The 25,327-nt window shown below is 66.5% G+C and carries 23 protein-coding genes; 9 read left to right on the top strand and 14 right to left on the bottom strand.

All coding sequences use genetic code 11. The features are described 5' to 3' along the window. Window positions 1-44: 44 nt before the first annotated feature. Window positions 45-1,160, bottom strand: coding sequence for a sugar-transfer associated ATP-grasp domain-containing protein (locus C995_RS0102230; protein ID WP_026278890.1), 1,116 nt, complete (start codon window positions 1,158-1,160; stop codon window positions 45-47). A gap of 449 nt (window positions 1,161-1,609) precedes the next feature. On the opposite strand from C995_RS0102230, the gene C995_RS0102225 reads away from it, so the two are divergent. Together C995_RS0102225 and C995_RS0102220 are read left to right on the top strand one after the other, a co-directional pair. Then, complete coding sequence (locus C995_RS0102225) at window positions 1,610-2,185, top strand: GNAT family N-acetyltransferase (protein ID WP_018863380.1); 576 nt, start codon at window positions 1,610-1,612, stop codon at window positions 2,183-2,185. A gap of 11 nt (window positions 2,186-2,196) precedes the next feature. Further along, entirely contained in the window at window positions 2,197-3,261 is a 1,065-nt protein-coding gene (locus tag C995_RS0102220) for an ATP-grasp domain-containing protein (protein WP_026278889.1), read from the top strand. Window positions 3,262-3,270: 9 nt separating this feature from the next. Here C995_RS0102220 and C995_RS0102215 read toward each other — a convergent pair whose 3' ends face one another. The 5 genes from C995_RS0102215 to wecB are packed head-to-tail and all read right to left on the bottom strand — an operon-like array spanning window position 3,271 to window position 8,539. Then, entirely contained in the window at window positions 3,271-4,392 is a 1,122-nt protein-coding gene (locus tag C995_RS0102215) for a sugar-transfer associated ATP-grasp domain-containing protein (RefSeq protein WP_018863378.1), read from the bottom strand. Further along, window positions 4,389-5,387, bottom strand: coding sequence for a GNAT family N-acetyltransferase (locus C995_RS0102210; RefSeq protein ID WP_038080561.1), 999 nt, complete (start codon window positions 5,385-5,387; stop codon window positions 4,389-4,391). The genes C995_RS0102215 and C995_RS0102210 overlap by 4 nt, the downstream gene beginning before the upstream one ends. Beyond that, window positions 5,384-6,379: a polysaccharide deacetylase family protein gene (locus C995_RS0102205; RefSeq protein ID WP_018863376.1), complete on the bottom strand. Its 996-nt coding sequence runs from the start codon at window positions 6,377-6,379 to the stop codon at window positions 5,384-5,386. The genes C995_RS0102210 and C995_RS0102205 overlap by 4 nt, the downstream gene beginning before the upstream one ends. A gap of 13 nt (window positions 6,380-6,392) precedes the next feature. Further along, complete coding sequence (locus tag C995_RS0102200; RefSeq protein WP_018863375.1) at window positions 6,393-7,340, bottom strand: polysaccharide deacetylase family protein; 948 nt, start codon at window positions 7,338-7,340, stop codon at window positions 6,393-6,395. A gap of 56 nt (window positions 7,341-7,396) precedes the next feature. Further along, a complete protein-coding gene (gene wecB, locus C995_RS0102195) occupies window positions 7,397-8,539 on the bottom strand; it encodes a non-hydrolyzing UDP-N-acetylglucosamine 2-epimerase (RefSeq protein ID WP_018863374.1) in 1,143 nt (380 codons plus the stop codon). Window positions 8,540-9,076: 537 nt separating this feature from the next. On the opposite strand from wecB, the gene tviB reads away from it, so the two are divergent. Further along, entirely contained in the window at window positions 9,077-10,366 is a 1,290-nt protein-coding gene (gene tviB / locus C995_RS0102190) for a Vi polysaccharide biosynthesis UDP-N-acetylglucosamine C-6 dehydrogenase TviB (protein ID WP_018863373.1), read from the top strand. Window positions 10,367-10,397: 31 nt separating this feature from the next. On the opposite strand, the gene C995_RS0102185 is transcribed toward tviB, so the two are convergent. After that, complete coding sequence (locus C995_RS0102185; protein ID WP_018863372.1) at window positions 10,398-11,795, bottom strand: hypothetical protein; 1,398 nt, start codon at window positions 11,793-11,795, stop codon at window positions 10,398-10,400. A gap of 133 nt (window positions 11,796-11,928) precedes the next feature. Here C995_RS0102185 and C995_RS0102180 point away from each other — a divergent pair, with 133 nt between their 5' ends. The 6 genes from C995_RS0102180 to C995_RS0102155 all read left to right on the top strand — a co-directional run bounded on the left by C995_RS0102180 (window position 11,929) and on the right by C995_RS0102155 (window position 17,503). Continuing rightward, window positions 11,929-13,389, top strand: coding sequence for a VanZ family protein (locus C995_RS0102180; RefSeq protein ID WP_018863371.1), 1,461 nt, complete (start codon window positions 11,929-11,931; stop codon window positions 13,387-13,389). Next, window positions 13,370-14,104, top strand: coding sequence for a class I SAM-dependent methyltransferase (locus tag C995_RS0102175; RefSeq protein ID WP_018863370.1), 735 nt, complete (start codon window positions 13,370-13,372; stop codon window positions 14,102-14,104). The genes C995_RS0102180 and C995_RS0102175 overlap by 20 nt, the downstream gene beginning before the upstream one ends. Window positions 14,105-14,457: 353 nt before the next feature. Further along, on the top strand, window positions 14,458-15,165 hold the full coding sequence (locus tag C995_RS0102170) for a hypothetical protein (protein ID WP_018863369.1): 708 nt from the start codon (window positions 14,458-14,460) through the stop codon (window positions 15,163-15,165). 52 nt (window positions 15,166-15,217) lie between these two features. Beyond that, window positions 15,218-15,484: an HPr-rel-A system PqqD family peptide chaperone gene (locus tag C995_RS0102165; protein ID WP_018863368.1), complete on the top strand. Its 267-nt coding sequence runs from the start codon at window positions 15,218-15,220 to the stop codon at window positions 15,482-15,484. After that, the gene (locus C995_RS0102160; protein ID WP_018863367.1) at window positions 15,484-16,395 is read left to right on the top strand and encodes an HprK-related kinase A; all 912 of its coding nucleotides are present in this window, start codon (window positions 15,484-15,486) and stop codon (window positions 16,393-16,395) included. The genes C995_RS0102165 and C995_RS0102160 overlap by 1 nt, the downstream gene beginning before the upstream one ends. Further along, complete coding sequence (locus C995_RS0102155; RefSeq protein WP_018863366.1) at window positions 16,385-17,503, top strand: nucleotidyltransferase family protein; 1,119 nt, start codon at window positions 16,385-16,387, stop codon at window positions 17,501-17,503. The genes C995_RS0102160 and C995_RS0102155 overlap by 11 nt, the downstream gene beginning before the upstream one ends. Here C995_RS0102155 and C995_RS0102150 read toward each other — a convergent pair. From C995_RS0102150 to C995_RS0102120, 7 genes are all read right to left on the bottom strand, one after another. Next, window positions 17,500-18,270, bottom strand: coding sequence for a S1C family serine protease (locus tag C995_RS0102150; protein ID WP_026278888.1), 771 nt, complete (start codon window positions 18,268-18,270; stop codon window positions 17,500-17,502). The two genes, C995_RS0102155 and C995_RS0102150, sit on opposite strands and share 4 nt — an antisense overlap. Before the next feature lie 210 nt (window positions 18,271-18,480). Next, window positions 18,481-19,335, bottom strand: coding sequence for a formyltetrahydrofolate deformylase (gene purU / locus C995_RS0102145; protein ID WP_018863364.1), 855 nt, complete (start codon window positions 19,333-19,335; stop codon window positions 18,481-18,483). Between the two features lie 205 nt (window positions 19,336-19,540). Continuing rightward, entirely contained in the window at window positions 19,541-20,491 is a 951-nt protein-coding gene (ispH, locus tag C995_RS0102140) for a 4-hydroxy-3-methylbut-2-enyl diphosphate reductase (RefSeq protein ID WP_026278887.1), read from the bottom strand. Between the two features lie 32 nt (window positions 20,492-20,523). Then, the gene (locus tag C995_RS0102135; RefSeq protein WP_018863362.1) at window positions 20,524-20,955 is read right to left on the bottom strand and encodes a peptidylprolyl isomerase; all 432 of its coding nucleotides are present in this window, start codon (window positions 20,953-20,955) and stop codon (window positions 20,524-20,526) included. 3 nt (window positions 20,956-20,958) lie between these two features. Continuing rightward, window positions 20,959-21,471, bottom strand: a complete 513-nt coding sequence (gene lspA, locus C995_RS0102130; protein WP_018863361.1) for a signal peptidase II — start codon at window positions 21,469-21,471, stop codon at window positions 20,959-20,961. Continuing rightward, on the bottom strand, window positions 21,471-24,317 hold the full coding sequence (gene ileS, locus C995_RS0102125) for an isoleucine--tRNA ligase (protein WP_018863360.1): 2,847 nt from the start codon (window positions 24,315-24,317) through the stop codon (window positions 21,471-21,473). The genes lspA and ileS overlap by 1 nt, the downstream gene beginning before the upstream one ends. A gap of 32 nt (window positions 24,318-24,349) precedes the next feature. Then, window positions 24,350-25,312 carry a bifunctional riboflavin kinase/FAD synthetase gene (locus tag C995_RS0102120; RefSeq protein WP_018863359.1) on the bottom strand — a complete coding sequence of 321 codons (963 nt, stop codon included), beginning with the start codon at window positions 25,310-25,312 and terminating at the stop codon, window positions 24,350-24,352. Window positions 25,313-25,327: the final 15 nt, after the last annotated feature.

The raw sequence follows: 25,327 nt of genomic DNA, 5'->3' as shown, positions 1-25,327 counted from the left end.
GCTCCACCGATGCGCGGTATGGCCTGACACCGTGGGCATGGCGACTAATGCAGTTGCGAAGACGAAGGGGAACACGAGAAGCCAGCCGTTTCCAGGTAGCGCTTGTCCGCCAGCAGGGCCTGCCGGATACGCTGAATGCCATCTCCAAACCCGACATGCTGGAAACGCTCGTTCACCTCGATCAGGACCGGGCCGTTCGGGGTCAGGGCGACATCCCAGCCGGCCGTCCGGATCGGCAGGAGGTCCCGCGCGGCCGTCTTGGCCAGTTGCAGGGTGTCCGCCCAGAACGGCACCTCGAATCCTTCGATCAGAACGCCCGTGCTCGGGTGGTGGGTGACCCAGTCATAGCCCAGCCCATTGGCGTTGAACGCCCAGGCCTTGCCCAGCTTTCCATCCTCAAGTTGCGGCAGGGCCACCACGTTGGCTGTGAAACGGCCCGTGTGCGGGTCACTGATGTTGTCGGTGACCGAGTCGCCAACGATCAGCCGGAAGTGGCAGTCCAATACCTCCGGCTCCCCTTCCGGGCTGACCCGAGTAAAGAGCCTCAGTGCCGATATGGAGCGGGTCCCGGTCAGTTCGGCAACACGATCATGGCTTCGCAGGCGCTGCTCGAGAATGCGATCCTCGCCATCATCGGCCAGACCGGCGACCTCCTTCGCGAACTCGGGCAGAGCGGTGTCCTCCCGTGGATCCAGCCCCAGTGCGGCAATACCGCGCCCCTGGCGCCCGTGCCGGGGCTTGGCCAGAAACGAGGCGGGCAAACGGCACACGAAATCTTCCCATTGCGCGGGCGTGGAGAGCGGCTCGCCCCAGGCGTCGCGCGAACCATGGCGCGACACAACCCCGAGCAGGTCGGCCACAGGGAGGTCATGGCTGCGACAGAAGTCATGGAACATGAGCTTGTCGCGACACATTTCCGCATGCGGCGAGTTCACCGCAAGCTGGAGCCCGTGCAGGCGTTCTTCGCTGACATGGGCCAGGTGCTCGTTCACCGGCAGCCGCGGGTCCAGCAGCCCCCGGCACAACGATTCGCCAGGCAGAAACCGACCGGCCCCATACAGGCGCAGCGCCCTCCAGGCGATGGCCGGTGCTGACGAACCATAGTGGTCGGCGGCCGCCTGAAACTGGCCCCACACATCGGAACGGCAAAAGTGGCGCACGATGTGATTGGAACGATAGAGCGCGGACACCAGCAACCCCGAGACTTTACCCACGATGTCCTCCCCAAGTGAAAATAAACGCACGAACGCACTTGGCCTCGTTGTTACAAGAGCGTCCTGTGTGGCGGGCCTGACTGAGCAACCCCATCGCCCCTGAACAAACCCGAGCCGGACATTTCAGACTAGCAGCTTGAAACGGAACCGAAAGGGCTTTCGCGTACCAAAAAAACCGTACCGACAGTGGGAACCTGGCGATATATGCTAGGGAGACACTGATTCATAATCGTTCCTTGGTGACATACGAACGCTTAGCCACAACCAACCTCCATGGGCGGTTGATCAAGAAAACATCTTAAAGTCGCGCCCGCGGCATGGCTTGCATTGAAAAACCAGGGTCGGCTATATCCGGCCGCCTGCCTGGACAGCAAAGTTCGCAATGGGGGACGCGTGTGGGCACCGTGAATGTTTATAGTCCGCGCAGCCTTTTAAAGGAGGCCCTGCATCTGGGGCTTGGCGACTATCAGTACTGGAAGGTCTTTTATATCGATCTCCCGCAGCCCGAGGTCGAGATGCCCGCCGGTATCCGGGTCGAGCCGATCACCCCCGAGGACCTGGACGGCGTGGTGGATGAAGGCATGCTTCAGCGCCGGGAGTTCGGAGGTGAAGGGGCCCAGGGCTTCGGCCTTTTTCGCGACGATGAGCTCGTGGCGGTGCAATGGTACTGGTGGGGCGCGCGTTACGAGGCCGAACGCCAGGGACGCAGCTGGAAGCTGCCCGAGAGTGCCGCGAAATCCACCGGGCTTTACACCCTGCCCCAGCATCGCGGGCAAGGATATGCGGCCCTGCTGAAAAGGCAGACGGCCTACCTGATGTCGCAACGGGGCTTCACTCGCCTGTACAGCCGCATCTGGCACAGCCACAAGAGCTCGATCCGGGTAAGCCAAAAAACCGGCTGGCGGATCGCCGGTTCCTATATCGAGATCTGCCCGTTCCGCCGACGCATTCAGCTTCGCCTGCCGGTATGACCGAGACCACCATGCCGCGGCGCGTCGCGGTGCTCTCCGACGGTTCGCCACTCGCCCTGAAGGTGCTGTACTGCCTGCAGCGCCTCGCCGCCGAGATCCACCTGCTGGAGCTCAAGTCCCCGGGGGCCGCCCGTCACTCCCGGTACCGCGACCGCTACCAGCGCATGCCCCTGACGGATACCCGGCCGGAAACCCTGGAAGTCTTTGGCGACCGCCTGCGCAACTACTGCACACAACACCGTATCGACGGGATTGTCGGTGCCGACATCCTGGGGGCCGGCGTAGTCCACGCGCTCGCACCGCGCCTGCCGGGCGTGACGGCCTTTCCCTCCAGCAGCCTGGAGGTGCTGGGCATGCTGGACGACAAATGGGCCTTTCAGCGTTTCATGGAGACCCACGGAATCCCGTGTCCAAAGGCGCTGCGCCTGGAAGGCCCCGGAGACCTGGAGCGCCTGCAGGATGCCGGGATGACATTCCCGCTCGTGGCCAAACCGCTGTACGGCGAGTCCAGTCATGGAATCATTCAGGCGAAGCGGCTCGAGGATATCGAGGCCCACCTGGAGAGAGGTGGCCGACATGCCCGCTTCCCGCTGGTGGTGCAGGAATATGCGCCCGGATTCGACGCGGACCTTAGCCTGCTGGCCCGGGATGGGGACGTGGTCTGCCATCTCCTGCAATCGCGCCGGAATCCCTGCTCACTGGAATTCTTCGCCGACGAGCGGCTGCTGGAGATCGGTCGCCGGATCGTCCGGGCGGCGCACTATACTGGCGTAGCGAATATCGATCTGCGCGTGGACGAATCGACAGGGGACGTTCGCGTACTCGAGTGCAACCCGCGCTTCTGGTACACTCTGCAGGCCTCGCTGTGGGCGGGGATCAATTTCGTCGAGGCGGGTTTTGCACTCGCCGCGGGGGGCTCATTTGTGCGCGCCTCCCCCGCGGCCGGCGCCTACCATCTGCACAGCCATCTGCTCAAACACCTGCTCTGGCAGCCCCGTCAATGGCGCGGGATCGCCCCGTACAACCTGCGCGGCCTCTGGCAGGCGATGCGCGATCCGCTGCCCTTTCTGCTCTAGCCATAGACGCTAGCCGCGAAAGATCTGCTCCATCTCCCGCTTAAACCCGCGCTGGTGCGCGATCTGCAGGCTGGCCAGTCCATAGGTCGTATTGCCCTCGAGGATCAGCGGGCCCTCGGGGGTAATCGCGATATCCCAGCCAATCGTCTTGACCTCGGGCAGGCTGCGCTGGGCCTGCAGCGCGAGTGACTTGACCTCCTCCCACAACGGCAACCGGGTACCCTCAATCCGTTTGCCCGTATCCGGGTGCTCGGCGATCGGCTGAATGACCGGCCACGCCAGGCTACGCGAAGCATAACCCACCGCCAGGCGGCCACTATCCATATCGACGGCAGCGACCATGTTTCCATTGGCTGCCAATCCGAAATTGTCGGTTTCCCCGTTCCCTGCGGTCAACTTGATTTCCGCACAGAATAGGTGGGCCTCCCCCTCGCGCATGTAGGTCACGATGCGCACACAGCCCACGGCCGTGGGTGACATCAAACTCCTGAGCTCGTCATGGGCATGAATGCGCGACTGGGCGATGAAGCACGTCTGGCTCCGGTTGGCGCGTTCGCGGACGTAATAAAACAGATCGCTCAGAGAACTGGCCCGACCGCAGTAGTGCCAGCGATCACTCTGCCGTATGGCGGAGAAGGCCCCATCCCCATAGGCGCCATCATCGGACTTGATAAACAAATCCCCTTCGCCGGTCTGTACCAACCCGAGCCAATCCCGGGCGTTCGTGGCTACCGGCCCGGTTATGTCGAAGCCGTCACCTCCGGTGTGGGCTCCATTGCTGGGGGGTATGATCGCCCGCACTGGCGGCGTAGGCAGGCTGTGGTGCACGCAGTGCGCAAAGAACAGGCTCTTGCGATTGATGATGCTTCGGAACCGTTCCTCGCTGATCGACCGGAAGTTATCTCCGTAGGCCTTGTTGTCGATCACGTAGTCGTTCCAGCGCGAAGGCTCGACCGAGGCCAGGCGGTAGAGCGAGTAATAACGCGGCCCGATGCGATACCGGAACCGGGCCTTGAGTACCCCATGCAGCCGGGTCGTGACGCGCGGGGCATCCGGGTTCGGCTGCGACACGGCCAGGTAGTAACCCCGGGCGCAGGTGTAGGCCCTGCGGAAATGACGTTTCAAGATCATTTCTTGATCACCTCCCGATTGCGTTCCATGGGCCGGCCGGAACCGCCGCGGCGCAGGAAACGCTTCAGCGATTGCTTGAGTCCGAGCCGGGTCAGAGCCGCGGAGACGGCGTCCGAACCCAGCGTGGCGGCGGCATGGGAAAGACCCAGGGAGAGCGGGCGCGGGCGGCGCCGCAGGTAATAGATATCCGAACAGAGCTGGTGGTCCGAACCAAACAGGGCCTTGTGCGGACTGTCACCCGGAGCGAAATCGAAAAAGCGAAACCGGCCCTCCTGGAACAGGGATTCCAGCACCAGCCATTGCAGTACCGTGCCCGGCGACAGGGCGGCCACCTTCGGGTGGTAGCCCAGGTAGGCATAGAGCAGGGCCGAGTCCCGGGCCGGGCAATAGAGATAGGCCACCGGCTCGCCGTCCAGGAACAGGAGGTAGGCCCGCACCTGGTCGGCAGCGGCCAGCCGCGCGGCACGCTCGGCGAACGCGTCATCGTCCGGGAGGCCGGCGTTCAGCAGGCGCTCCTGGTAGGTCAGCCGCGAGACCTCGCGCGCCAGGCTGCGAAAGGTCTCGATCTCCTCCGGCGTGCGATAGGTGCGCCAGTCGATCGTGCCCCCGGAGGCATCGGCGAACTTGCGCACCTTGCGCCGCATCGTCTGGCGAGACTTGGAGGAGAACTTCGCCTGATAACCCTCCCAGCCCATGTCGAGATCGATGTAGTGGCGCATGTACTGGCTGGGGACGTAGCGCAGATAGCCCGCCACCCACGACAGCCGCGGCAAGGGTCCCTCGACCGGCTGCGAGCGGGCCAGGTGGCCATCGGCGATCGCATCCCCGGCGTATGGGGCCTGGACCGCCGGGCGCTGCAGGAAATGGCGGCTGTCGACCGACATTCGCAGCGAGATGTCGCCCAGTGTGATCTCGCCGATGCGCAGGGCGAGACGGACCCGCTCGACCGGATAGCGGGCCACCGAATGTCCGGCCATTGGGTGGTCGGCTTTCATCCCCAGAACACCCGCTGACTGGTCCAGTTCTCCAGGGCACGCAGGGCCGCCTGGGCGGCGGGGACGGTCAGCGTGGGCGTCGCCTCCCGAGGCGCGGGCGTGGCCAGCACGTCGGCCATACAGGCCGGGGTGAATCCCGGTTCCGACCGCAGGAACCGGCACAGTCGCTCCAGGCGGCGGCGGGTCAGCGGATTGATGCCGGGGGTCGACTGATCGTCCCGATAGCGCACGAACTCGAACGGGTGCGTCAGCACGACCACGTCGCTAAGCCCCTGGCGCCGGGCCTGGAACAGCAGCCTGCGCATCTCCGGCCAGGAGGTACCGGTAATGGTGAGTGACTTCAGATGGGCCCGCGGCCCCCACCGGAAATCGGTGTAGGTGGTCACCGGGAACTCGAGGACCCCGTCGATCACATGGCAGCCACCCCGCAACTGCAGCTCCGGCTCGGCCGGCGGATAGATCGCGAGCCCGATATTGGAGGCCCGGGGGAGCCCGGCCTGGCGCATGGCGGCGTAGACCTTCAGGTCGACCTTGAGCCCGCCGGTACGCAGCACACTGGGGGCATCCAGCCCCCAACGGCGGAACGTCGCCCTTCCCTGTTCGATCAGGTCGGTCAGTTCCTCGACGCTGCGCCGGGTGACATTGTCGTTCGGCGGGTCACTCTGCAGCCGCTGAACCCAGTCCGGGTGCCCGAAGTACGTCCAGCAGGGGTGCAGATGGAGCTGGATATCGTGCGCGCGGCCGGCGATCTCGTGGGCGATCTCGCCCATCGGCTCGTCGCCGAAATAAATCGTGTTCAGCGTCTCGACAAAGAAGGTGGCGCGAATCGCATACCGGTCGAGGGTGTCCAGCAGATAGCCAAGACCCTCCGAGCGCCCGTTGCGATGGCAGTAGACCGACGGCGGCCCGACCGGTTGGTGAGTTTGCGGCTCGCGAAAGGCCCCCGCGATGCTGAACTCGGTATCAACGGTCAAATGGACGCGGGTCGTCATTGTGTTCGCACCTTCAGTGGGCAGAGGCCAGATTGCGCGCCAGCCGCAGACCAAAGCGCAGGGGCGTTCGGTCCCAGGGGGTAAAGCGCGGAAGTTGGAGCGGATCCGTGTCGCGGCCGGCGGCACCGGCCATGGTGGATACGGCGGCGTCGAACCCATTGGCACGCACCATCTCGACATGCTCCGGCGCATAGTCCTTGCCGGGGCGACCGTTGGGGTAGGCAAACAGCCGTACGGGGCGTCCCACCAGGGCCTCGAGTTCGGCCTTGCCCTCCGCGATCTCCTGCTGTGCGGTCGCGGCATCGGTCTCGACCAGGATCGGATGCAGGACGGTGTGCCCGCCGATCCCCATGCCGGCATCGGCCAGCTCGCGAACCTGGGCATCGGTCATCATCAGATCGCCGGGAGGCGCAATACCGAACCGTGCGCCCAGCGCCTCGGCGCACCGACTGCGCTCGGCCAGCGGCCGGTACTTGAGGGCCCCGATCAGGGCGTGGATCGTGGCGCGGCGCTGCGCCACGGAATCCAGCGAACGCGTGCCCAGGCCCTCCGGGGTCAGGTCCACTGCCATGGAGGGAATCTGGCGGACCGTTTCGATCAGCATGTCGTTAAACATGCAGCCGCCATTCAGATAGCCGGTGGCGATGAAGAACGTTGCCGGCACCCCCTCCTCGCGCAGGATCGGCAACGCGATCTCCGCATTGTCGGCATAGCCGTCGTCAAAGGTGACCGCAACGGCCCGGGCGGGGAGCCGGCCTTGCTGCAGGCGCTCGATGGCCTCGTCCAGCGGCAGCGGGTTCATCTCCCTCGCCAGCAGGCGCATCTGCCAGCGAAAGGTCTCCGCCACCGGGTCTTCGGGCCGCAGGGGGTCGGGGTCCGCCAGCACGCGGTGATAGGCGAGGATCGTCAGGCGTGCGCGCCGGCCTTGCGGCGACAGCATGGACAGCGGTACTCGCAGCATGCGCACGATCTCCTGAACCCGCTCGGGGCGTCGGTCGGGGGGCGCGAACGTACCGGTCAGGATTTTCTTGCGTGCTTCAGCCAGTCCGCCACCACGGCCACGATGCGTTCTGCCGCGTTGCCGTCCCAGTACTCCGGGATGCGCCCCTGTTTGCCCCCATGGTCCATGACCTCGCGGAAAGACTCCATCAGTCGTTGCGGGTCATTGCCTACTAAAATATTGGTACCTTCATCGATCGTGATTGGCCGTTCCGTGTTCTCGCGCAGGGTGATGCAGGGCACCCCGAGGGCGGTGGTCTCCTCCTGCATTCCCCCGGAATCGGTGAGCACGACACGGGCATCCTTCATCAGCCCCAGCATCTCCAGATAACCGGCCGGTGGCAGCACGGCGATCGGCGCCTCGCGCAGGGCAGACTCCAGTCCGAAGCCCTGCAAACGGGCCTGGGTTCGGGGGTGCAAAGGGAATACCAGGGGAAGCTCCCGGGCGATGGCCACCAGGCTGTCGACCAGGCGCTTCATCACCGGCGCATGGTCGACATTGGAGGGGCGGTGCAGGGTCAACACTCCATAGGCACCGCCCCCGGAGAATGCATCGGTCTCGACCTCGGCGGCCCGCAGCGTCTCCTCCCATGGCACCGCGCGCCCCAGGTTGTAGAGCTGCGTGTCGATCATCACATTGCCGACAAAGTGGACCCGGTCGGGGTCAATACCCTCGCGCACCAGGTTGTCCCGGGCGTGGCGTTCGGTGATGAACAGCAGATCCGAGATCTGGTCGGTGAGTACCCGGTTCACCTCCTCCGGCATGCTGCGATCAAAGCTGCGCAACCCCGCCTCCACATGGATGACCCCGACCCCTTTCTTGGCCGCCACCAGGGCACAGGCGATCGTGGAGTTCACATCGCCCACCACGAGGATGGCCCGGGGCTGCACGCGGTCCAGCACGCCCTCGAAGCGCATCATCACCTCGGCCGTTTGCACGGCATGCGAGCAGGAACCGACCTCGAGGTTGATATCGGGATACGGGATTTGCAGATCGGTAAAGAAGCGCTCGTTCATCGCCGGGTCGTAATGCTGCCCCGTATGCACGAGCTGCGCCGGTATATCGGCTCGCTGCAGGGACCGCATCACCGGGCCGATCTTCATGAAGTTGGGGCGCGCGCCCACCACGCACAGGATGTCGCATTGCGAATCTGTAGGCATAAGAGATCCCGTTAAGGAAACACTAATCCATGTACACGCTCGCGCTCGAGTCGCTTTTGCGTGCGAACAAGGCGCGGTGACCGCCGTGCAGTCATTCTGCACAAGGGAGCCGCAACGCAGTGCGCACGCCCGTTCTCTGTAACAACTGGCGGCCGAGCCCCTTCGTTCATTAAGTTGTGGGGTTGGCACCCCAGGTTCCCCGATCCTGCGTTGCGCCGCTTGCGGGTAGAACCACTACCCGCTGCACGACGCGCCTTGTCTCGGAAAACCTGGGGTGCCAACGCGAGTGTGTACATGGATTAGTGTTTCCTTAAAGGCCCGACACACCGGTTCGGTCAGGGCATTAGCGCTCAATGTAGTTCGAATTGGGGGAAATGGGCATAGGACGAAAGGACGAAATTTGTGCAGATTTTTCATCATTGTCCCGCCATCCAGGTTGTGCCTAAGCTCGCAATACCGTGGCTGCCCAGGCGCAAAAGGTACTGACCTGGTGAGACGCCCTGCCACTCAAACCGCTGCACGGAAGAGCCCTCACTCATGCATGCACTCCCCTCATCGGAAGAGATTCGCCTCGGGGTTGTCGGACTGGGTTATGTCGGCCTGCCGCTGGCGATCGAGTTCGGCCGGGTATGGCCGACCCTGGGATTCGACATCCAGCCCGGCCGCATCCAGGACCTGAAGAACGGCGTCGACCGCACCCGCGAGGTCGAGCCGGAAGATCTCGCTGCCGCGACGCACCTGGACTACACCACGGAGCTCGAGGCGCTGCGCCCGTGCAATGTCTTCGTGGTGACCGTGCCGACACCGATCGATGCCCACCGCCGACCGGACCTGCGCCCCCTGCTCGGGGCTACCCATACCGTGGGGCAGGTGCTCAAGCGGGGCGACGTGGTGATCTACGAGTCGACGGTCTATCCGGGGGCGACGGAAGAAGACTGCGTCCCGATCCTGGAACGGGAGTCCGGGCTGACCCACAACGAGGATTTCTTCACCGGCTACAGTCCCGAGCGGATCAATCCCGGGGACAAGGCGCACCGGGTCACCTCCATCAAGAAGGTCACCTCGGGTTCGCTGCCGGAGGTGGCGGACTTCGTCGACGCCCTGTATGCGCGCGTCATCACCGCCGGCACGCACAAGGCCGAGAGCATCCGTGTCGCCGAGGCCGCCAAGGTGATCGAGAACACCCAGCGCGATGTGAACATCGCCCTGATCAACGAGCTGGCGCTGCTGTTCGAGCGCCTGGAACTCGATACCGAGGCGGTCCTGCAGGCCGCCGGGACCAAGTGGAACTTCCTGCCGTTCCGGCCCGGGCTGGTGGGCGGGCACTGCATCGGGGTGGACCCGTACTACCTGACACACAAGGCCCAGGCCGTCGGGCACCACCCGGAGATGATCCTGGCCGGGCGCCGCGTGAATGACGCGATGGGGGCCCACATCGCGGACGCGACCATCCGTGCACTGGTGCGCAAGGGGATCAATCCGGTGGGAGCACGCATCCTGCTGATGGGCCTGACCTTCAAGGAGAACTGCCCGGACCTGCGCAACACGCGCGTGATGGACATCTACCATACGCTGCGCGGATACAACACCGAGGTCGTGGTGTTTGACCCCTGGGTCGACCCGGAAGAGGCCGAACACGAATACGGGATTACGCCGATCACCGCGCGCCCCGAGGCGGATTCGTTCGACGCCATCATCGTGGCGGTACCCCACCAGGCGTTCCTGGACATGGGGGTGGAGGCGATCCGCGCCCTCGCGCACCCGCAAGCGGTCCTGTTCGACGTGAAATCGGTGTTCCCGCGCGAGGCCAGCGACCTGCGCCTGTGAAGGCCTCCAGGCGGCTGGCGAGCGATCGCGCCTAGCGGCAGGGTTTGCAGTCGAGGACCGCAGGGCCGACCCCTTCGCGCCGCCCCGGGTTGGACTCGCGATCGCCTGCATAGGCCCCGTAGCGGGGGGCGCTGCGATCGCGGTCGTTGTAGTCGCGATCCAGATCGGGAGGAAGCGGACTTTGGAATTCGGGCAGCCCCTCATACGCCAGCGTCCCTTCCAGCGGGAACAGATCGAGTTCCGCGAGGGCCGCGTGCGGCCGAGCCAGGTAGGCCGAAGCCCGTTCGAAGCCGGCCTCGTGGTTGATTTCCGTTTGCGCCGTGCGCGCGGCATCGATCGCCGGGTCGGCGAAGACCGCGTTACCGGTAATGACCTGTTCATAGCGCCGATCGCCCGGTATCAGCCGTATCCCGAATCCCCGCGCCACCACGGTGTTGTGGACGATCAGGACATCCTTCGGGATGTGGTTGTGTGGCTGCACGACCAGGGCACTGCCGGCGTCGTTGAAGAACAGGTTGTTGTACAGGGCCAGGCGACCCTCGCCCTGAAAGAGGCGCTGGTGGGGGTTCTGGTAGAAGAGGTTGCCGTAGATCCAGTACCAGTCGTGCTGCCCGGGACCCTCGGGCGGGAAGTGCCCGACCAGCAGGTTGGGACGCGCACGATGGCCGCTGCTCGCGCGCTCCGCCTTGCTGAACACGTTGTGGCGGATGATGGTGGCATGGGGTTCGGTCGGCATCCCCGCGCGCGAGGCTCGCGGACGCTGGTGCTTGATCTGCATGTTGTAGCCCAGGGTACGGCCAATGAAGTTGTGCTCGATCAGGCCCGCGACAAACGGCCCCGTACCATCCGGCCGACCGAGATACATGCCGGTGCCGACATCGCGAATATCGTTGTGGCGAATGGTCCAGTTCCAGGCAGGCGCACGGGTGGTGATGCCGCTGTTGCCCTGCGAACGGTCGTAGCCGCGGATGGTCAGGTGCTCCAGCGTGATGTCGTGGGCGTATTCACTGTCGTGCTCGACCACGACCCCGGCGATGTTGTGCCCGTCACCCTCCAGGGTCAGGTGCCGGATCACCAGGTGCGCGGCATTGATCAGGCGAATGGTATTGCTGCCCGCCCGACCACGGAGGATGGCCGGGTCTCCCGAATCCGGGCCGGTGATCACGATTGGCTGCTCGGCCGTCCCGCTAACCCCACGCAGCACCAGCGGCTCCGGGTATTCGCCCGGGGCGAGCTGAAGATGATCGCCCGGGCGCAGCTGGCGCACGGCACGGTGCAAACCCTCCGGGTCGGTATGCAGGACGCGGGTGGCCGCAGCGGGTGGCTCCGAGGCCCCGCCTGGCCGCGGCGTATCGGCACTCGCCGGCAGCACGGCCAGCACCACCAAGCCCGCCAGCGCCCATGCCCGGGACGCAAGCGAGTGGACCATTGACCGCCCTGCCGTCATCACCGCACTCCCCGCCCGGGCCCTGCGAAAACAGGCCGCCCTGCGACGCTTGGCGGGGCCATACTCCGGTATATGCCCCCTTGTCAGGTTACACCATGTGCGAGCGCGGCAACCCATGAGACGCATCCGCGAACCACTGGCCTTTCGGACCTGTGTCATCGGGGCGTGGCTGTCCCTGGGGTTTGCCCTCTATCTGACGTTGCTGCCGTTCGAGTTCGGCGAGATGGGTCTGGAGGAGGCGTGGTCACTCTACCGCGAGATGAGCCTGCAGGGTCCCGGCACCAGCGGGCGCGCCCAGTTCATGGCCAATGCCATAATGTTCATACCGCTGGGCTTTTTCTGGATGGCCTGGCTCACCTATGGTCGCGATGGCCTTGTATGGCACCTGGGGGCCCTCGCCCTGGTCGCCCTTCTGGGGCTGGCTACCACGGCAACGGTGGAATTCCTGCAAATCTGGCTGCCCTATCGCTATCCGGCTGGGGCGGACATCGCGGGCAATTTCCTCGGGGCGGTGGTCGGGGCCCTGATGTGGTGGGGGCTGCGCCGACCGCTGCTCCGCTGGCGGGGCCAGCTCGCGGGGCCGAACCGTGCGATCGGGCCTGCCGTGCTGATCGCCTATGCGGTCCTGTACGTCGCGATTGGCCTGGCCCCGTTCGATCTGGTCCTGTCCAGCGCCGAGTGGAGTCAGCGCCTCGACTCCGACACCTGGGGCCTGTGGGTCGCAGCCGGGGCCTGTACGTCCGGTCTTCGCTGTATCTCCGAACTGGGCCTGACACTGGTGGCCAGTGTGCCCGTCGGGATCCTGCTCGCGTACGGACTCAGGCGGCGCCCGTCCGCGAACTGGGCCGTGCTGGTAACCCTGGCCGCCCTCCTGGCCATCCTGCTGGAGGCCCTGAATCTCGCCACGCTCTCGGGAATTGCAGAAGGCCGATCGGCAGTGCTGCGGGGCGCCGGATTTGTCACAGGAATGCTCCTGTACGAGTACCTCTCGCCGCCGCAGCTCATGCAGACCCTGCGGCGTGCCGCGATCCCGCTCCTGGTCGTTGCGACGCCACTCTACGGGGTCGCGCTGCTCGCCCTGAACCACGACTTGGGCCCCTACCAGTGGGACCGGGCGGCCATCTCGGCGCAGTGGGCCCAACTCAATCTCTGGCCGTTCTACTACCACTACTTCGTCGGCGAAACCGTGGCCCTGCGCAGTGCGGCGCTGCATGTGGCCATGTATCTGCCGCTGGGCGCGCTGGTATGGCTGGCCCAGGTCCGGCGCCCGCTGCATCCGCGGCAGTTGCAGTGGCTGGCCGCACTCGGCGGGCTGCTCGCGGCACTGCTGATGGAAGGCGGCAAGCTGCTGGTCGTGGGGCTGCGGCCCGACCCGGCCAGCCTGGTCCTGGCCACAGCGGCCGCCTGGGGCATGGCGGCCGCACTGCACTTCCTGACGCGCATCGCTACCGAAACCAGTGCTACGAGCCAAGCCCGGGTCCGGCCGCCCGGTTCAGCGCCCGGAACGCCCGGGCGGTCTACAGTCAACAGCGAACGACTCAGGCGGGAACACGAACGTGACGAACTCCAGTTTTGAGCAGCGCTGGCGCCAGCGCTTTACCCAGCGCGGCAGCCAGTGCGACGACGATGCGGCGATCGCGGGCTGGACGCCCACCGGGCTGGCCAGCCGGGTACGCCAGTTCCAGTCGTTCTGGCAACAGAGCCGACCCCCCGGCGCGCAATGGCTGGATATCGGCTGCGGGGCCGGCACTTACACCCGACTGCTTCAGGCGGAAGGCCGCAGCCCGATCGGGCTGGACTACTCCGCCCCGTCACTGCACAAGGCGCGACGGCGCAGCCCCGCCGCGATCGACTGGCTGGCGGCGGATGTCCACCGCCTGCCGTTCGCCGATGGCGAGTTCGATGGCGTGCTCTGCTTCGGGGTGATGCAGGCGCTGGCCGACTCGCGCCCGGCTCTTGCGGAGATGCATCGCGTGCTGCGCCCCGGCGGCGAGATCTGGGTGGATGCGCTGAACGCCAGGACATGGCCCACCGTGCTGCAGGAGCGTCGACGGGTCCGTGCCGGGAAGGCACCCCATCTGCGCTACGAGACCCCCGACTCGCTGCAGGCGGGGGCGCGCACGGTCGGCCTGCAACCACTGGCGTGCTACTGGCTGCCCCTGGTCCCGGGCCGGCTGCGCTGGCTCCAGGGCCCGGCCGAGAGCCGCTGGGCCAGGGCCATTTGGCAGGCATCGCCATGGACCGCGGAGCGGTTGTGTCACTCGTTCATTCTGCGTGCACGCAAAGGGTGAGTGTAAAAGGGGGTGACACTCCTGCGTGGCCTTGGGCGTGCCGGCATCGGCGAACGGCTACCAGTGTCAGCGCCTTTTACACATCCTTCGCAGCAACGACCCTGATGGACCCCTTGGTATTAGAAAAAGCCTTCCAAACAGTGGATTACACCGCTGCTGATTTGGGGTATAGATATTGCTCTGTGTTTTGGTTGTCGTCGCGAATACGTGCGGCTACACAAATTCAGCGACCGAATGCGAAATCCCGGGTGACCCGGACTAGGATCAAGCCAAGAGGCCTGGACAGCCCGCGTCTCCCTGCACGCGATACCGCTCCAACCAAGGCCCGGTCCCGATCATTCTGGAGGGACACGATGGAACAAAACGACAACCAGGACTCGAGCCGGCGCCAGGAGGGGCTGGGTACACACGGCCACAATCGACGTCGCCTTAGCCGGGCGATGCTCGGGGCAACCCCCCTGCTGATGACCCTGCATGCCTCGCCGCTGAAGGCGGCCGGTGCGAACTGCATGCCCTCGGGCTGGGCGTCCGGCAATGTGTCGCGCCACGATGGGCCCCAGGACTGCGGCGGCCACTCTCCCGACTACTGGAGCGGGGGCTACGACCCGACGCACGCGAGTCTTTCACTCAATGACAGTGGCCAGGGCCGCGGCGGGGGCCAGCTGTTCAACAGCGCCTCCTTCCACAGCCATCCGGAATGGCGGCTGGCGGTGGAGTCCGGCGTCCTGTTCGATTCGAACTACGGCTTCCCGGGCGTAAGCCGGGGCTTCCAGGAAGAGGACGGGGACCTCACCATGATCGGGGCCGTCTCCGCTTCGGTGTTCGTACTGGATGTGCAGGGGGCAGCCGAGCGCGAAGTGATCCGTTATGGCACCGCCGCATTATTGAATGCCAAGTACACCACCGGGTACCCGCTGTCCGAACGTCTGGTGCGGGACATCGTCACTGACACCCTGGAGCATGGCCACTACGAGACCGATGGCGGCGACCGCCTGTACCCCGAGCAGGTGTATCGGTTCCTGGAGAACACCATGGGCCTCCCGAGCTGGGGGTCCGCCTGAGCCATTCATTCCGTAATGGCCGCCGTAATAGCCGGAATCCAGGGGGAACGATATGTCGCGCCGCAGGTGGCAACGGACTGACGGGCTGCAACAGCGCACCCTGGGTCAGGAGTGCGTGGTGTTTCACCCCGGGGCCGGCACAACCCACTTGCTGACACCCGCGGCCGCCGCGCTAATGGACGGCCTGGCCGAGGGCGTGGCGATGGACGAGGCCGCGCTGGCCCGGCACCTGGGCCTGTCGGAGGAGGACGGAGAGGCCGAACTGAGGCGCTGGCTGTCCAGCCTGCAAAGCGCCGACCTGATCCAGGGACGCCCCTGATGCGTATCGCGGATCTGGGACAGACCCGGCTCCAGTGCAGCCTGGCGGGCCGTGGCCTTTATCTGCGCACGGGCCCCTTCACCAGCCGCATCCAGAGTCCCATTGCCAGCGTGGCCCGAGGCATCGAGTCGCTGTACCGGGACTTCGAGGTAGCCGACAGCCAGGGCTTTTACGACTTTCACTGCGAGCTACGTGCACCACGTTCCCACCGTCGCTTCTATCGGCCCCAGGTCCTGTTTCTCTCCGACCGTCGTAGCGTCTTCAAGCCCCTGGCCTACCACCAGGCCTATCCGATGCTCGAGTGGGGACTGAACTGGTGCATCGCCAACCAGGTGCCGCATCGACTGGTACTGCACGCGGCCGCCCTCGAACGCGACGGGAAGGCCCTGATCCTGCCCGCCCCGCCGGGCTCCGGGAAAAGCACCCTCTGCGCGGCCCTGGCCCATCACGGATGGCGCCTGCTGACGGATGAATCCGTCCTGGTGGATCTGGCCACCAGCGAGGTCTCCGGGCCCGCCCGGCCGGTGAGCCTGAAAAACGACTCGATCCGCGTGATCCGCGACGCCTGCCCCTCGGCTGTCCTCAGCACGCCGATCGCGGACACGCTGAAGGGAACCGTGGCGCACATGCGCCCGCCGACGGATGCCGTGCGCCGCGGTCACGAGACCGCCCGGCCCGGATGGATCGTGTTCCCGCGCTATCAGCCAGGTGCGCCGACCCGGCTGGAACCGCGCACGGCGGGTTCCGGGTTCATGCAGCTGATCGCCAATGCCTTCAATTACGCCGCCCTCGGGGCACGGGGCTTTCACAGCGCCGGACGACTGGTCGAACAGTCGGCATGCTTCGACTTTTCCTACAGCCGTCTGGACGAAGCCATAGAGCAGTTCGACAGGCTGGCCGATGGACGCTGACACCGCACTGCATCTGGCACTGGCACGGCCGGAGAGCATGGCCGAGCGCTCGGCGGCCGAGTGGGCCCCGCTGCTGGCGGCCGCGCGCGAGAGCGCGCTGCTGGGTACGCTCTGGCACCTCGCGGACGACGCGGGCCTTGCCGAAGACCTGCCGGAACCGGTGGCCAGCCACCTCTGGGGGGCAGCCCTGATCGCCGAGCATCGGTCACAGGCGCTGGTCTGGGAGCTGCACCGTCTGGCAGAAGGATTGCTCTCACGGATGAGCCCGGGTGTCGCGCTGAAAGGCGCGGCCTACCTGGCCGCCGGGCTGCCGAATGCGCGTGGGCGGCTGGCCAACGACATCGATCTGCTCTTTCCCCGCAGCGAAGTGGAACGAGCCGAGAAGCTCCTGTTCTTCGAGGGCTGGTCGGGCACGCATCACAACGTCTACGACCAGCGCTACTACCGCGAGTGGATGCACGAACTGCCGCCACTGGTGCACCAGCACCGGGGCACCACGCTGGACCTGCACCACAACATCCTGCCGGAAACGTTTCGCGGGCATCCCGACCCCGCGCGCCTGCGGCAGCAAAGCCAGGCACTCCCGGAACCCTTCCGCTTCCGGGTCCTGTGTCCGGCGCACCTGGTACTCCACGCGATCGTGCATCTGTTTTCGGAGACGGAATGGGACCGGGGCCTGCGCGACCTGTACGACATCCATGTGCTGCTCGACCACTTCGGTGCCCGTGACGGCGATGCCTTCTGGGAGCACTTCGTCGCGGAGGCCGAGGCCCTGAACATTGCCTGGATGGCGGAACGCGCGCTGTGGACCGCGAACCGACTACTGCTGACCGAGATTCCTCCCGAGCCCGTGAAACGGCTGGCCCGGGCACGCGCGGGCATTGCACTGCGGGGACTTGGCCGCTGGTCATTCGTGCACGGGCTGCATACGCGTGCCGGCTCGATCACCCCCCGCCGCGATGCGGTCGCGCGGGGCATGCTGTTTCTGCGCGGGCACTGGCTCAAGATGCCGGCCGGCCTGCTGGCCCGGCACCTGTTCCACAAGGCCTTCCTCGCCGAAAAACCGGAGACGGCCACGGCCCAGCCGCAGCCGGATCAGCACGGCTAACCATCGGTGCGCGAACGGTACTGTTCCAGCAGGGGACGAATGCGGTCCGAGGGGATGGCGTAGGTAATGCCACTGGGGTTGCGTACGGCGGCTTCCCTTCCACCCTGGACGTAGACCTGATTGATCACCCCGATCACCTCGCCGGTGTCCTTGCGGTACAGGGGGCTGCCGCTGTTGCCCGGATAGGCCGTCGCATCCAGCTGGAAGACCATCGGCGGGGCGTTGCGCAGGGCCCGTATCCGGCTGTCATCCAGCTCCGAGGAATGCCGGGCCGGGATCGCCATCGGGGTCATCGCCGAGATCCCTGCGCGATGGGTGGCCGGATACAGCCCCAGGATCATGCCGATCGGGTAGCCGGTGAAGGCAACCTCCTCCCCGACCCTTGCCCGGCTGGAATTGCCAAGCGTCAGCGCGGGAAGGGAGGGTGGCGCGATACGCAGCAGGACCAGGTCATCGCTCGCGGCGCGTGCCACGACCTCGGCATGATGGATGGTGTTGTCCCGGCCCTGGCCGCTGACCACCACCAGTCGTTCCCGGTTGTCCTGGTCCAGATCCCCCGGCAGGACATGGTCGTTGGTGACCACCAGTCGGCCATCGTCGATCACGAAGCCGGTCCCGAGATACTGGGCGCGTGGGCTGCGGGTCGGCTGATAGGTCGCGATACTCACCACCGAGGCCTTCACCCGCTCGGCCGTGTCGGGCAGCGGATCGGCGAGCGCCTGGCCCGGCGCAATCACCAGGGCAAGCAGCACAAGCGGTGTCGCTATCCAGAGCGGGACCCGCTGGCGCTTGCAGTGAACGACCGCTCGAAGGCCCCCATGAAGGTGTCCCCATGCCCACATGCCGCGTCCTCCACCCCCTTTGCCAACCCCTTAAAGAATAGCGCGCAGCAAGCAGCCCGCAGCCCCTTCCGGGCATGCAATAACTCGCACGGTCGGCGGCAAAAAGGAGGGCCATACTCAGCCCCGGCAAGGCGGTCAGTCGAAGACGATGGTCTTGTTGCCGTGGGTGAGAACGCGGCCCTCGAGGTGATAGCGCAGACCACGGGCGAGGACCCAGCGCTCGACGTCGCGGCCCTTGCGGATCAGGTCCTGCACGCCGTCGTCGTGGCGTATGCGGGTGACGTCCTGCTCGATGATGGGGCCGGCGTCCAGTTCGTCGGTCACGTAGTGACAGGTCGCGCCGATCAGCTTGACCCCGCGGGCGAAGGCCTGGTGATAGGGGCGGGCCCCGACGAACGAGGGCAGGAAGCTGTGATGGATGTTGAGGATACGCTCGGGGTACTCGGCACAAAGCCCCGGTGGGAGGATCTGCATGTAGCGGGCGAGCACGATGGTCTCCGGTGCCAGTGCGGCCAGGCGTTCCTGGAGCGTGGCGAACGCGGCCTCGCGATGATCCTTCGGCACCGGGATGTGCTCGAACGGGATGCCGTGGCAGGCCGCCAGCGGCTCCAGGTCGCGGTGGTTGGAGAGGATCGCGGGGATCTCCATCGCCAGCTCGCCGGTGCTCCAGCGGGCCAGCAGATCGCTGAGGCAGTGCGGCTCGCGCGAGGCCAGGAGCACGACGCGTGGGCGGGTGTCGGCATTGCTGAGCCACCAGTCCATGCGCAGCTCGGGCGCCAGAGAGGCCAGTCGCTGCTCGAGCAGGGCCTCGCCATCGGCAGGCAGCGAGAAAACCCAGCGCATGAAGAACCAGCCCGCCTCTTCGTCGGTGTGCTGGGCGGCCTCGGTGACCCATCCGTCGGTATCGGCAATGGCGGTCGCGATGCGCGAGACGATCCCGTGCTGGTCCGGGCAGCGAATGCTGAGGCGAAAGCGGGGGCGTTCAATCATCTGCGTCTCGGGATCACAAAGGGCGGTGGGGTGCAGCGCCGAGCATAGCCGATCCGGTATCCGGCGATCATGCACACCACCGGCGTCCGTCATTGCGAGGCCCCGAAGGGGGCGTGGCCATCAGGGGTAGAGGCCCTGGCCGCTCGCCAGGAGGCATCAGGCGCCCTGCAGCGATCGCCACGGCGCTCCGGGTCTTCGTCCCAGGTCAGGCGGATTCGCGGCGCAGAGCGGAAGGAATGGAGAAGGTGATGGTCTCTTCGCGGCCGGACAGTTCGGAGACGGCCTCAACACCCTGGGCGCGCAGGAAGTCCAGCACCTCGTTGACGAGGATCTCGGGTGCGGAGGCGCCGGCGGTCACGCCGATGCGCTGTTTGCCCTTCAGCCAGGCCGGATCAACGTCGGCCGCGCCGTCCACCAGGTAGGATTCGACACCCAGGCGGGCACCGATCTCGCTCAGGCGATTGGAGTTGGAGCTGTTCTTCGAGCCGACGACCAGCAGCAGGTCGCACTGTTGCGCCAGGTCCTTCACGGCATCCTGCCGATTCTGGGTCGCGTAGCAGATGTCCATCTTCCGCGGGCCCTCGATCTTCGGGAAGCGCGCGGTCAGGGCATCGATGATCTCGGCGGTGTCGTCCATCGACAGCGTGGTCTGGCTGACGAAGGCCAGGCGGTCGGGGTTGGCGACCTCGAGACCGGCGACATCATTCACGGTCTCGACCAGCATCATGCGCCCGCCCTGGCTGTCATCGAACTGGCCCAGCGTCCCCTCGACCTCCGGGTGGCCGGCGTGGCCGATCAGCACTACCTCGCGGCCCTCGCGAGCATAGCGCGCGACCTCGAGGTGGACCTTGGTTACCAGCGGGCAGGTCGCGTCGAACACGGTCAGGCCGCGGTCTTCCGCCTCCTGCTGGACGCGCTTGGGCACGCCATGGGCGGAGAAAATCACCACCTGGTCGTCGGGGACCTCGTTCAGCTCCTCGACAAACTTCACGCCCGCCGCTTCCAGGCGCCCGACCACGTGGCGGTTGTGCACGACCTCGTGGCGGACATAGAGCGGGGCACCGTAGATCTCCAGCGCACGCTCGACGATCTCGATGGCGCGCTCGACCCCGGCGCAGAAACCGCGCGGATTGGCGAGCTGGACCTGCATACTCATGTTGGCTCCTGCCAGGGAAACAAGAGGTTTCCCTATGGTTCGCTAACCGATACCACGTCCACCTCGAAGGTGAACGACTGCCCGGCCAGGGGGTGGTTGAAGTCCACGGTGACGCTCTCGTCGCCGACCTCTTCGATGCGGCCCGGGACCGCATCACCCGACGGGCTGGTGAACTCGTAAATGTAGTCTTTCTCCAGCGGCATGTCCGCCGGAAACTGTGACCGGGGCATCGTCTGTACCGCCGCATTGTCCCGCAACGGGAACATGGCCCCGGCCTCGATCGCAAATTCCCGGTGATCGCCGGGCTCCAGACCCACCAGCAGGTCCTCCAGACCGGGCAGGATCTCGCCGGCCCCGACCTCGAGGCGGATGGTCTCCTCGTCAGTGCCATCCACGACAAAGCCGTTGTCCAGGATCAGGCGGTAGTGCATCTCCACCGTCGCGCCCTTGGTTACCGTTGTCATGCCTTACTCCTGCGAATCCGTTGGTGACCCGCTGCTGCGGTCACCTTCAACAAAGGTTGCCACGACCAGGGTGATCGCGCCGACGACGATGGCCATGTCGGCCACATTGAACGCCGGCCAGTGATAGCCGGCCCAGTGGAAGTCGAGAAAATCGATCACCCGACCATGAGCGATGCGGTCGATCAGGTTGCCGACCGCGCCGCCCAGCACCAGCCCCAGCGCAGTAACCGACCAGCGCGCCTGGCGCGGCAGCCGCGCCAGCCACCAGAGGATCAGCAGCCCGATCACCACCGCCACGCCGGACAGGAACCAGCGCCCCCAGTCCCCGGCGCCGGCCAGGAAGCTGAACGCGGCCCCCGGGTTGTAGACCAGGGAGAGATTGAAGAACGAGGTCACCTCCACCGGCGCGTACAGGGTCAGGGCATTCTCCGCCCACCACTTGGTGACCTGGTCCAGCAGCGCAACCGCGACCGCAATCAGCAGCCCCGGTCGCAGACCCGATTGCGCCAGCCGCATCAGGCGAAGCGCCGGGTCTCGCCCGGGCCCTCCACGTTGGTTACACAGCGCCCGCACAACTCGGGGTGGGCGTCATGCTGGCCGACCTCCGGCCGGCGGTGCCAGCAGCGTACGCACTTGGCGTGTTCGCTCTTGTGGACGACCACGCCAATCGCGGTGCCATCCTCCAGCTCGGCGGTATGCGCCCCCTCGGGGGCCGCCCCGTCCACCAGCCGGGCCTCGGAGGTGATCAGCACAAAGCGCAGTTCGTCCTCCAGACGCGCGAGGCGCCCATGGGCGGCGGAACCCGCCGGCAGGTAGACCTCGATCTCGGCATTCAGCGAGGCCCCGATGCCGTGCTCGTTGCGCGCAATCTCCAGCGCGCGGGCGACATGCGTGCGCACCTCGAGGATGCCGTCCCAGTCCGCGCTGGAGAACTCGGCACCTTCCGGCAATGGGGCGAGGCCCTCGTACCAGGTGGCGAACAGCACGCTATCCGGACGCTCGCCCGGCAGCAGCTGCCAGATCTCCTCGGCGGTAAAGGTGAGGATCGGGGCGACCCAGCGGGTCAGGGCCTCGGCCACGTGGTACAGCGCGGTCTGTGCGGAGCGCCGCGCGCGCGAGTCCGCCTGCGTGGTGTACTGGCGGTCCTTGATCACGTCCAGATAGAACGAGCCCAGCTCCACCGAGCAGAAGTTGTGCACGCGCTGGTAGATCTGGTGGAACAGGTAATCGTCGTAGGCCTTCGTCACCTGCTCCTGCACCTGCAGGGCCCGCGCGACGATCCAGCGATCGAGCGGCAGTAGCTCGTCCAGCTCCAGCGCATGCTCGGCCGGATCGAAGCCGTTCAGGTTGCCCAGCAGGAAACGCGTGGTGTTGCGGATGCGGCGGTAGGCGTCGGCCGTGCGGTCGAGGATGCCCTGGGAGATCGCCATCTCGCCGGAAAAGTCGGTCGCGGCCACCCACAGGCGCAGGATATCCGCGCCCAGGGTCGAGACGACCTCCTGCGGCGCGACCACGTTGCCGCGCGACTTGGACATCTTCTCGCCCTTCTCGTCCACGGTGAAGCCGTGCGTAAGCACCGCCCGGTACGGGGCTTCGCCGCGCATCGCGACACTGGTCAGCAGGCTCGACTGGAACCAGCCGCGATGCTGATCCGACCCCTCCAGGAACAGGTCCACCGGAAGCCCGCCCAGCTCCGGGCGCTTCTCCACCACCGTGCTGTGCAGCACGCCGGAGTCGAACCAGACATCCAGGGTGTCGTTCAGCTTGATGTAGTCGTCGGCCTTGTCGCCCAGCAGCTCCTTCGGGTCGAGCTGGAACCAGGCCTCGATGCCCGCCTGCTCGATGCGCTGCGCCACCAGCTCGGTCAGTTCCGGGGTATGCGGGTGGAGCCGTCCGGTCTCGCGGTGGACGAAAAACGGGATCGGCACGCCCCAGTTGCGCTGGCGCGAGATGCACCAGTCCGGGCGGTTGACCACCATGCCGTGGATGCGGGCCTCGCCCCAGTTCGGCATCCACCGGGTATCGGCGATCGCCTTCAGCGCATCCGCGCGCAGCTCGGCGCGCTCCATGCTGATGAACCACTGCGGGGTGGCGCGAAAGATGATCGGCGTCTTGTGCCGCCAGCAGTGCGGATAGCTGTGCTCGAACTTCACCGCCACGACCAGTGCGCCGCGCTCCTTCAGCACGTCGATCACATGGCCGTTCGCCTGGTGCACGTTCTCGCCGGCAAACAGCGGCGTGTCCGGCAGGAAGCGGCCGTCCGGGCCGACCGGGTTGTGCACGGGCAGGCTGTACTTCAGGCCGACCGCGTAGTCCTCCTGGCCATGCCCGGGAGCGGTGTGCACCGCACCCGTACCCGTCTCGGTGGTCACGTGATCGCCCAGGATCAGCGGCACCTCGCGCTCAAGGAAGGGGTGCTGCAGCATCAGGCCTTCCAGGGCCTGACCCTTGACCCGCGCGACGACGGCCCCCTCGCCCAGCGAGTAGCGCGCCAGGCAGTCCTCGACCAGGGCCTCGGCCAGCAACAGGCGCTCGTTGTCCAGCTGCACCAAGGCGTAGTCCAGCTCCGGGTGCAGGGCCACGGCCTGGTTGGCCGGCAGCGTCCAGGGCGTGGTGGTCCAGATGACCACGCTGATCGGGCCGCGCGAGTCCTTGGCCCCCTCGAAGCGACGCAGGAAGTCGATGTCGTCGACCACGCGGAAGCGCACGTCGATCGCCTGCGAGATCTTGTCCTCGTACTCCACCTCGGCCTCGGCCAGCGCCGAGCCGCAGTCCACGCACCAGTGCACCGGCTTCTCGCCCATCTGCACATGGCCGCGCTTGAAGATATGACCCAGCGCGCGGACGGTGTCCGCCTCGACCTGATAGTTCATCGTCAGGTAGGGATGGTCCCAGTCGCCCAGCACGCCGAGACGCTGGAAGTCCGCGCTCTGGCCGTCGACCTGCTCCTGCGCGTACTCGCGGCAGGCCTTGCGGAAGGTCGCGGCATCCACGTCGCGGCCGGCCTTGCCCAGGTTCTGCTCGACCTTCAGCTCGATCGGCAGGCCGTGGCAGTCCCAGCCCGGCACGTAGGGGGCGTCGAAGCCCGACAGGGTACGACTCTTGACGATGATGTCCTTGAGGACCTTGTTGACCGCGTGCCCGACATGGATCGAACCATTCGCGTAGGGCGGACCATCGGCCAGCACGAAGCGGGGGCGCCCGGCGCAGTGCTCGCGCAGGCGGTGGTAGCGATCCTCCGCCTTCCACGCCTCCAGCCACTCCGGCTCGCGCTTGGCGAGGCCGGCGCGCATCGGAAAGGCCGTCTCGGGCAGGTTCAGGGTGTCCTTGTAGGGATTCGGCGGTGCCGGTTTGCGTGCCATGTCTTTTCCGGATCGGCCCTCGGGGCCGCGTTTCAGCTGAATTCTGCAATTTGCTGGCGGGCGGTCTCGACGTCGCGCGCGATCTGCGCGCGCAGGGCGTCCAGGCCGTCGAAGCGCTGCTCGCCGCGCACCCGCGCGATCGGCTCGAAGCACACGGCCTCGCCGTAGAGATCGGGGCTGCCTTCGAGCACATGCGCCTCCAGGCGCTGCTCGGTACCCGCCACCGTGGGCCGCCAGCCGATATTGGCAACCGCCGGCAGGGCCTCGCCCGAGGCGCGATGCAGCCAGCCGGAGAAGACCCCGCGCAACGCCAGTGGCCAGGGCCCCATGCGCAGATTCGCGGTAGGGAAGCCGATCGTACGGCCGCGCTTGTCGCCATGCGCGACCCGCCCGTGCAGCCGGTAGGGCCGCCCCAGCAGCTCGGCCATGCGCGCGAAGTCGCCGTCCAGCGCCGCCGCGCGTACCCGGGTGCTACTGATCCGGCCCTCGGCATCCGCGACCGTCGGGGTGCCCTCGACACTGAAGCCAAGGCGCTCGCCCTCGCGGCGCATGAAGGCCTGGTCGCCCTCGCGGCCGCGGCCAAAGCGAAAGTCGTCCCCGACCAGCACATGCTGCGCGCCGAGACGCTGGTGCAGCACCTCCTCGATGAAGGCGGTCGCCGACAGGCCCGCCAGTTGCGCATCGAAGCGCAGGATCCAGACGGCCTCGAGCGCGGTATCCCCCAGCGTGATCAGGCGGTCCCGCAGGCGCTGCAGGCGCCCGGGCGGGTCCGGGGCCTCGGGCCGGCTGCCGAAGTACTCGCGCGGCAGCGGCTCGAAGGTCATCAGGACCGACGGCGCCTGGCGATCCTGCGCCGCCTCGAGCAGGCGCCCCAGAACAGCCTGATGGCCACGATGCAGACCATCAAAGTTGCCAATGGTCACCACCGCGCCATGCACGGCCGCTGCCGTGGAAGCCCTGCTGTCGGACGGCCCCAGGCCGCGAATCAGCCGCATTGCCCCGATCCCGCG

It is taken from the genome of Thioalkalivibrio sp. ARh3, assembly GCF_000377265.1.
Lineage (GTDB): Bacteria > Pseudomonadota > Gammaproteobacteria > Ectothiorhodospirales > Ectothiorhodospiraceae > Thioalkalivibrio > Thioalkalivibrio thiocyanoxidans.
The sequence above is the reverse complement of the archived record's forward strand: the minus strand, read 5'-3'. Positions and strand labels throughout refer to the sequence as shown.

Coding starts and splice junctions, on each gene's coding strand:
- C995_RS0102220 (WP_026278889.1), top strand. CDS start 2,197: ATGCCGCGGCGCGTCGCGGTGCTCTCCGACGGTTCGCCACTCGCCCTG.
- C995_RS0102215 (WP_018863378.1), bottom strand. CDS start 4,392: ATGATCTTGAAACGTCATTTCCGCAGGGCCTACACCTGCGCCCGGGGT.
- C995_RS0102210 (WP_038080561.1), bottom strand. CDS start 5,387: ATGAAAGCCGACCACCCAATGGCCGGACATTCGGTGGCCCGCTATCCG.
- C995_RS0102205 (WP_018863376.1), bottom strand. CDS start 6,379: ATGACGACCCGCGTCCATTTGACCGTTGATACCGAGTTCAGCATCGCG.
- C995_RS0102200 (WP_018863375.1), bottom strand. CDS start 7,340: ATGCTGCGAGTACCGCTGTCCATGCTGTCGCCGCAAGGCCGGCGCGCA.
- wecB (WP_018863374.1), bottom strand. CDS start 8,539: ATGCCTACAGATTCGCAATGCGACATCCTGTGCGTGGTGGGCGCGCGC.
- tviB (WP_018863373.1), top strand. CDS start 9,077: ATGCATGCACTCCCCTCATCGGAAGAGATTCGCCTCGGGGTTGTCGGA.
- C995_RS0102185 (WP_018863372.1), bottom strand. CDS start 11,795: ATGGTCCACTCGCTTGCGTCCCGGGCATGGGCGCTGGCGGGCTTGGTG.
- C995_RS0102180 (WP_018863371.1), top strand. CDS start 11,929: ATGAGACGCATCCGCGAACCACTGGCCTTTCGGACCTGTGTCATCGGG.
- C995_RS0102170 (WP_018863369.1), top strand. CDS start 14,458: ATGGAACAAAACGACAACCAGGACTCGAGCCGGCGCCAGGAGGGGCTG.
- C995_RS0102165 (WP_018863368.1), top strand. CDS start 15,218: ATGTCGCGCCGCAGGTGGCAACGGACTGACGGGCTGCAACAGCGCACC.
- C995_RS0102160 (WP_018863367.1), top strand. CDS start 15,484: ATGCGTATCGCGGATCTGGGACAGACCCGGCTCCAGTGCAGCCTGGCG.
- C995_RS0102155 (WP_018863366.1), top strand. CDS start 16,385: ATGGACGCTGACACCGCACTGCATCTGGCACTGGCACGGCCGGAGAGC.
- purU (WP_018863364.1), bottom strand. CDS start 19,335: ATGATTGAACGCCCCCGCTTTCGCCTCAGCATTCGCTGCCCGGACCAG.
- ispH (WP_026278887.1), bottom strand. CDS start 20,491: ATGAGTATGCAGGTCCAGCTCGCCAATCCGCGCGGTTTCTGCGCCGGG.
- C995_RS0102135 (WP_018863362.1), bottom strand. CDS start 20,955: ATGACAACGGTAACCAAGGGCGCGACGGTGGAGATGCACTACCGCCTG.
- lspA (WP_018863361.1), bottom strand. CDS start 21,471: ATGCGGCTGGCGCAATCGGGTCTGCGACCGGGGCTGCTGATTGCGGTC.
- ileS (WP_018863360.1), bottom strand. CDS start 24,317: ATGGCACGCAAACCGGCACCGCCGAATCCCTACAAGGACACCCTGAAC.
- C995_RS0102120 (WP_018863359.1), bottom strand. CDS start 25,312: ATGCGGCTGATTCGCGGCCTGGGGCCGTCCGACAGCAGGGCTTCCACG.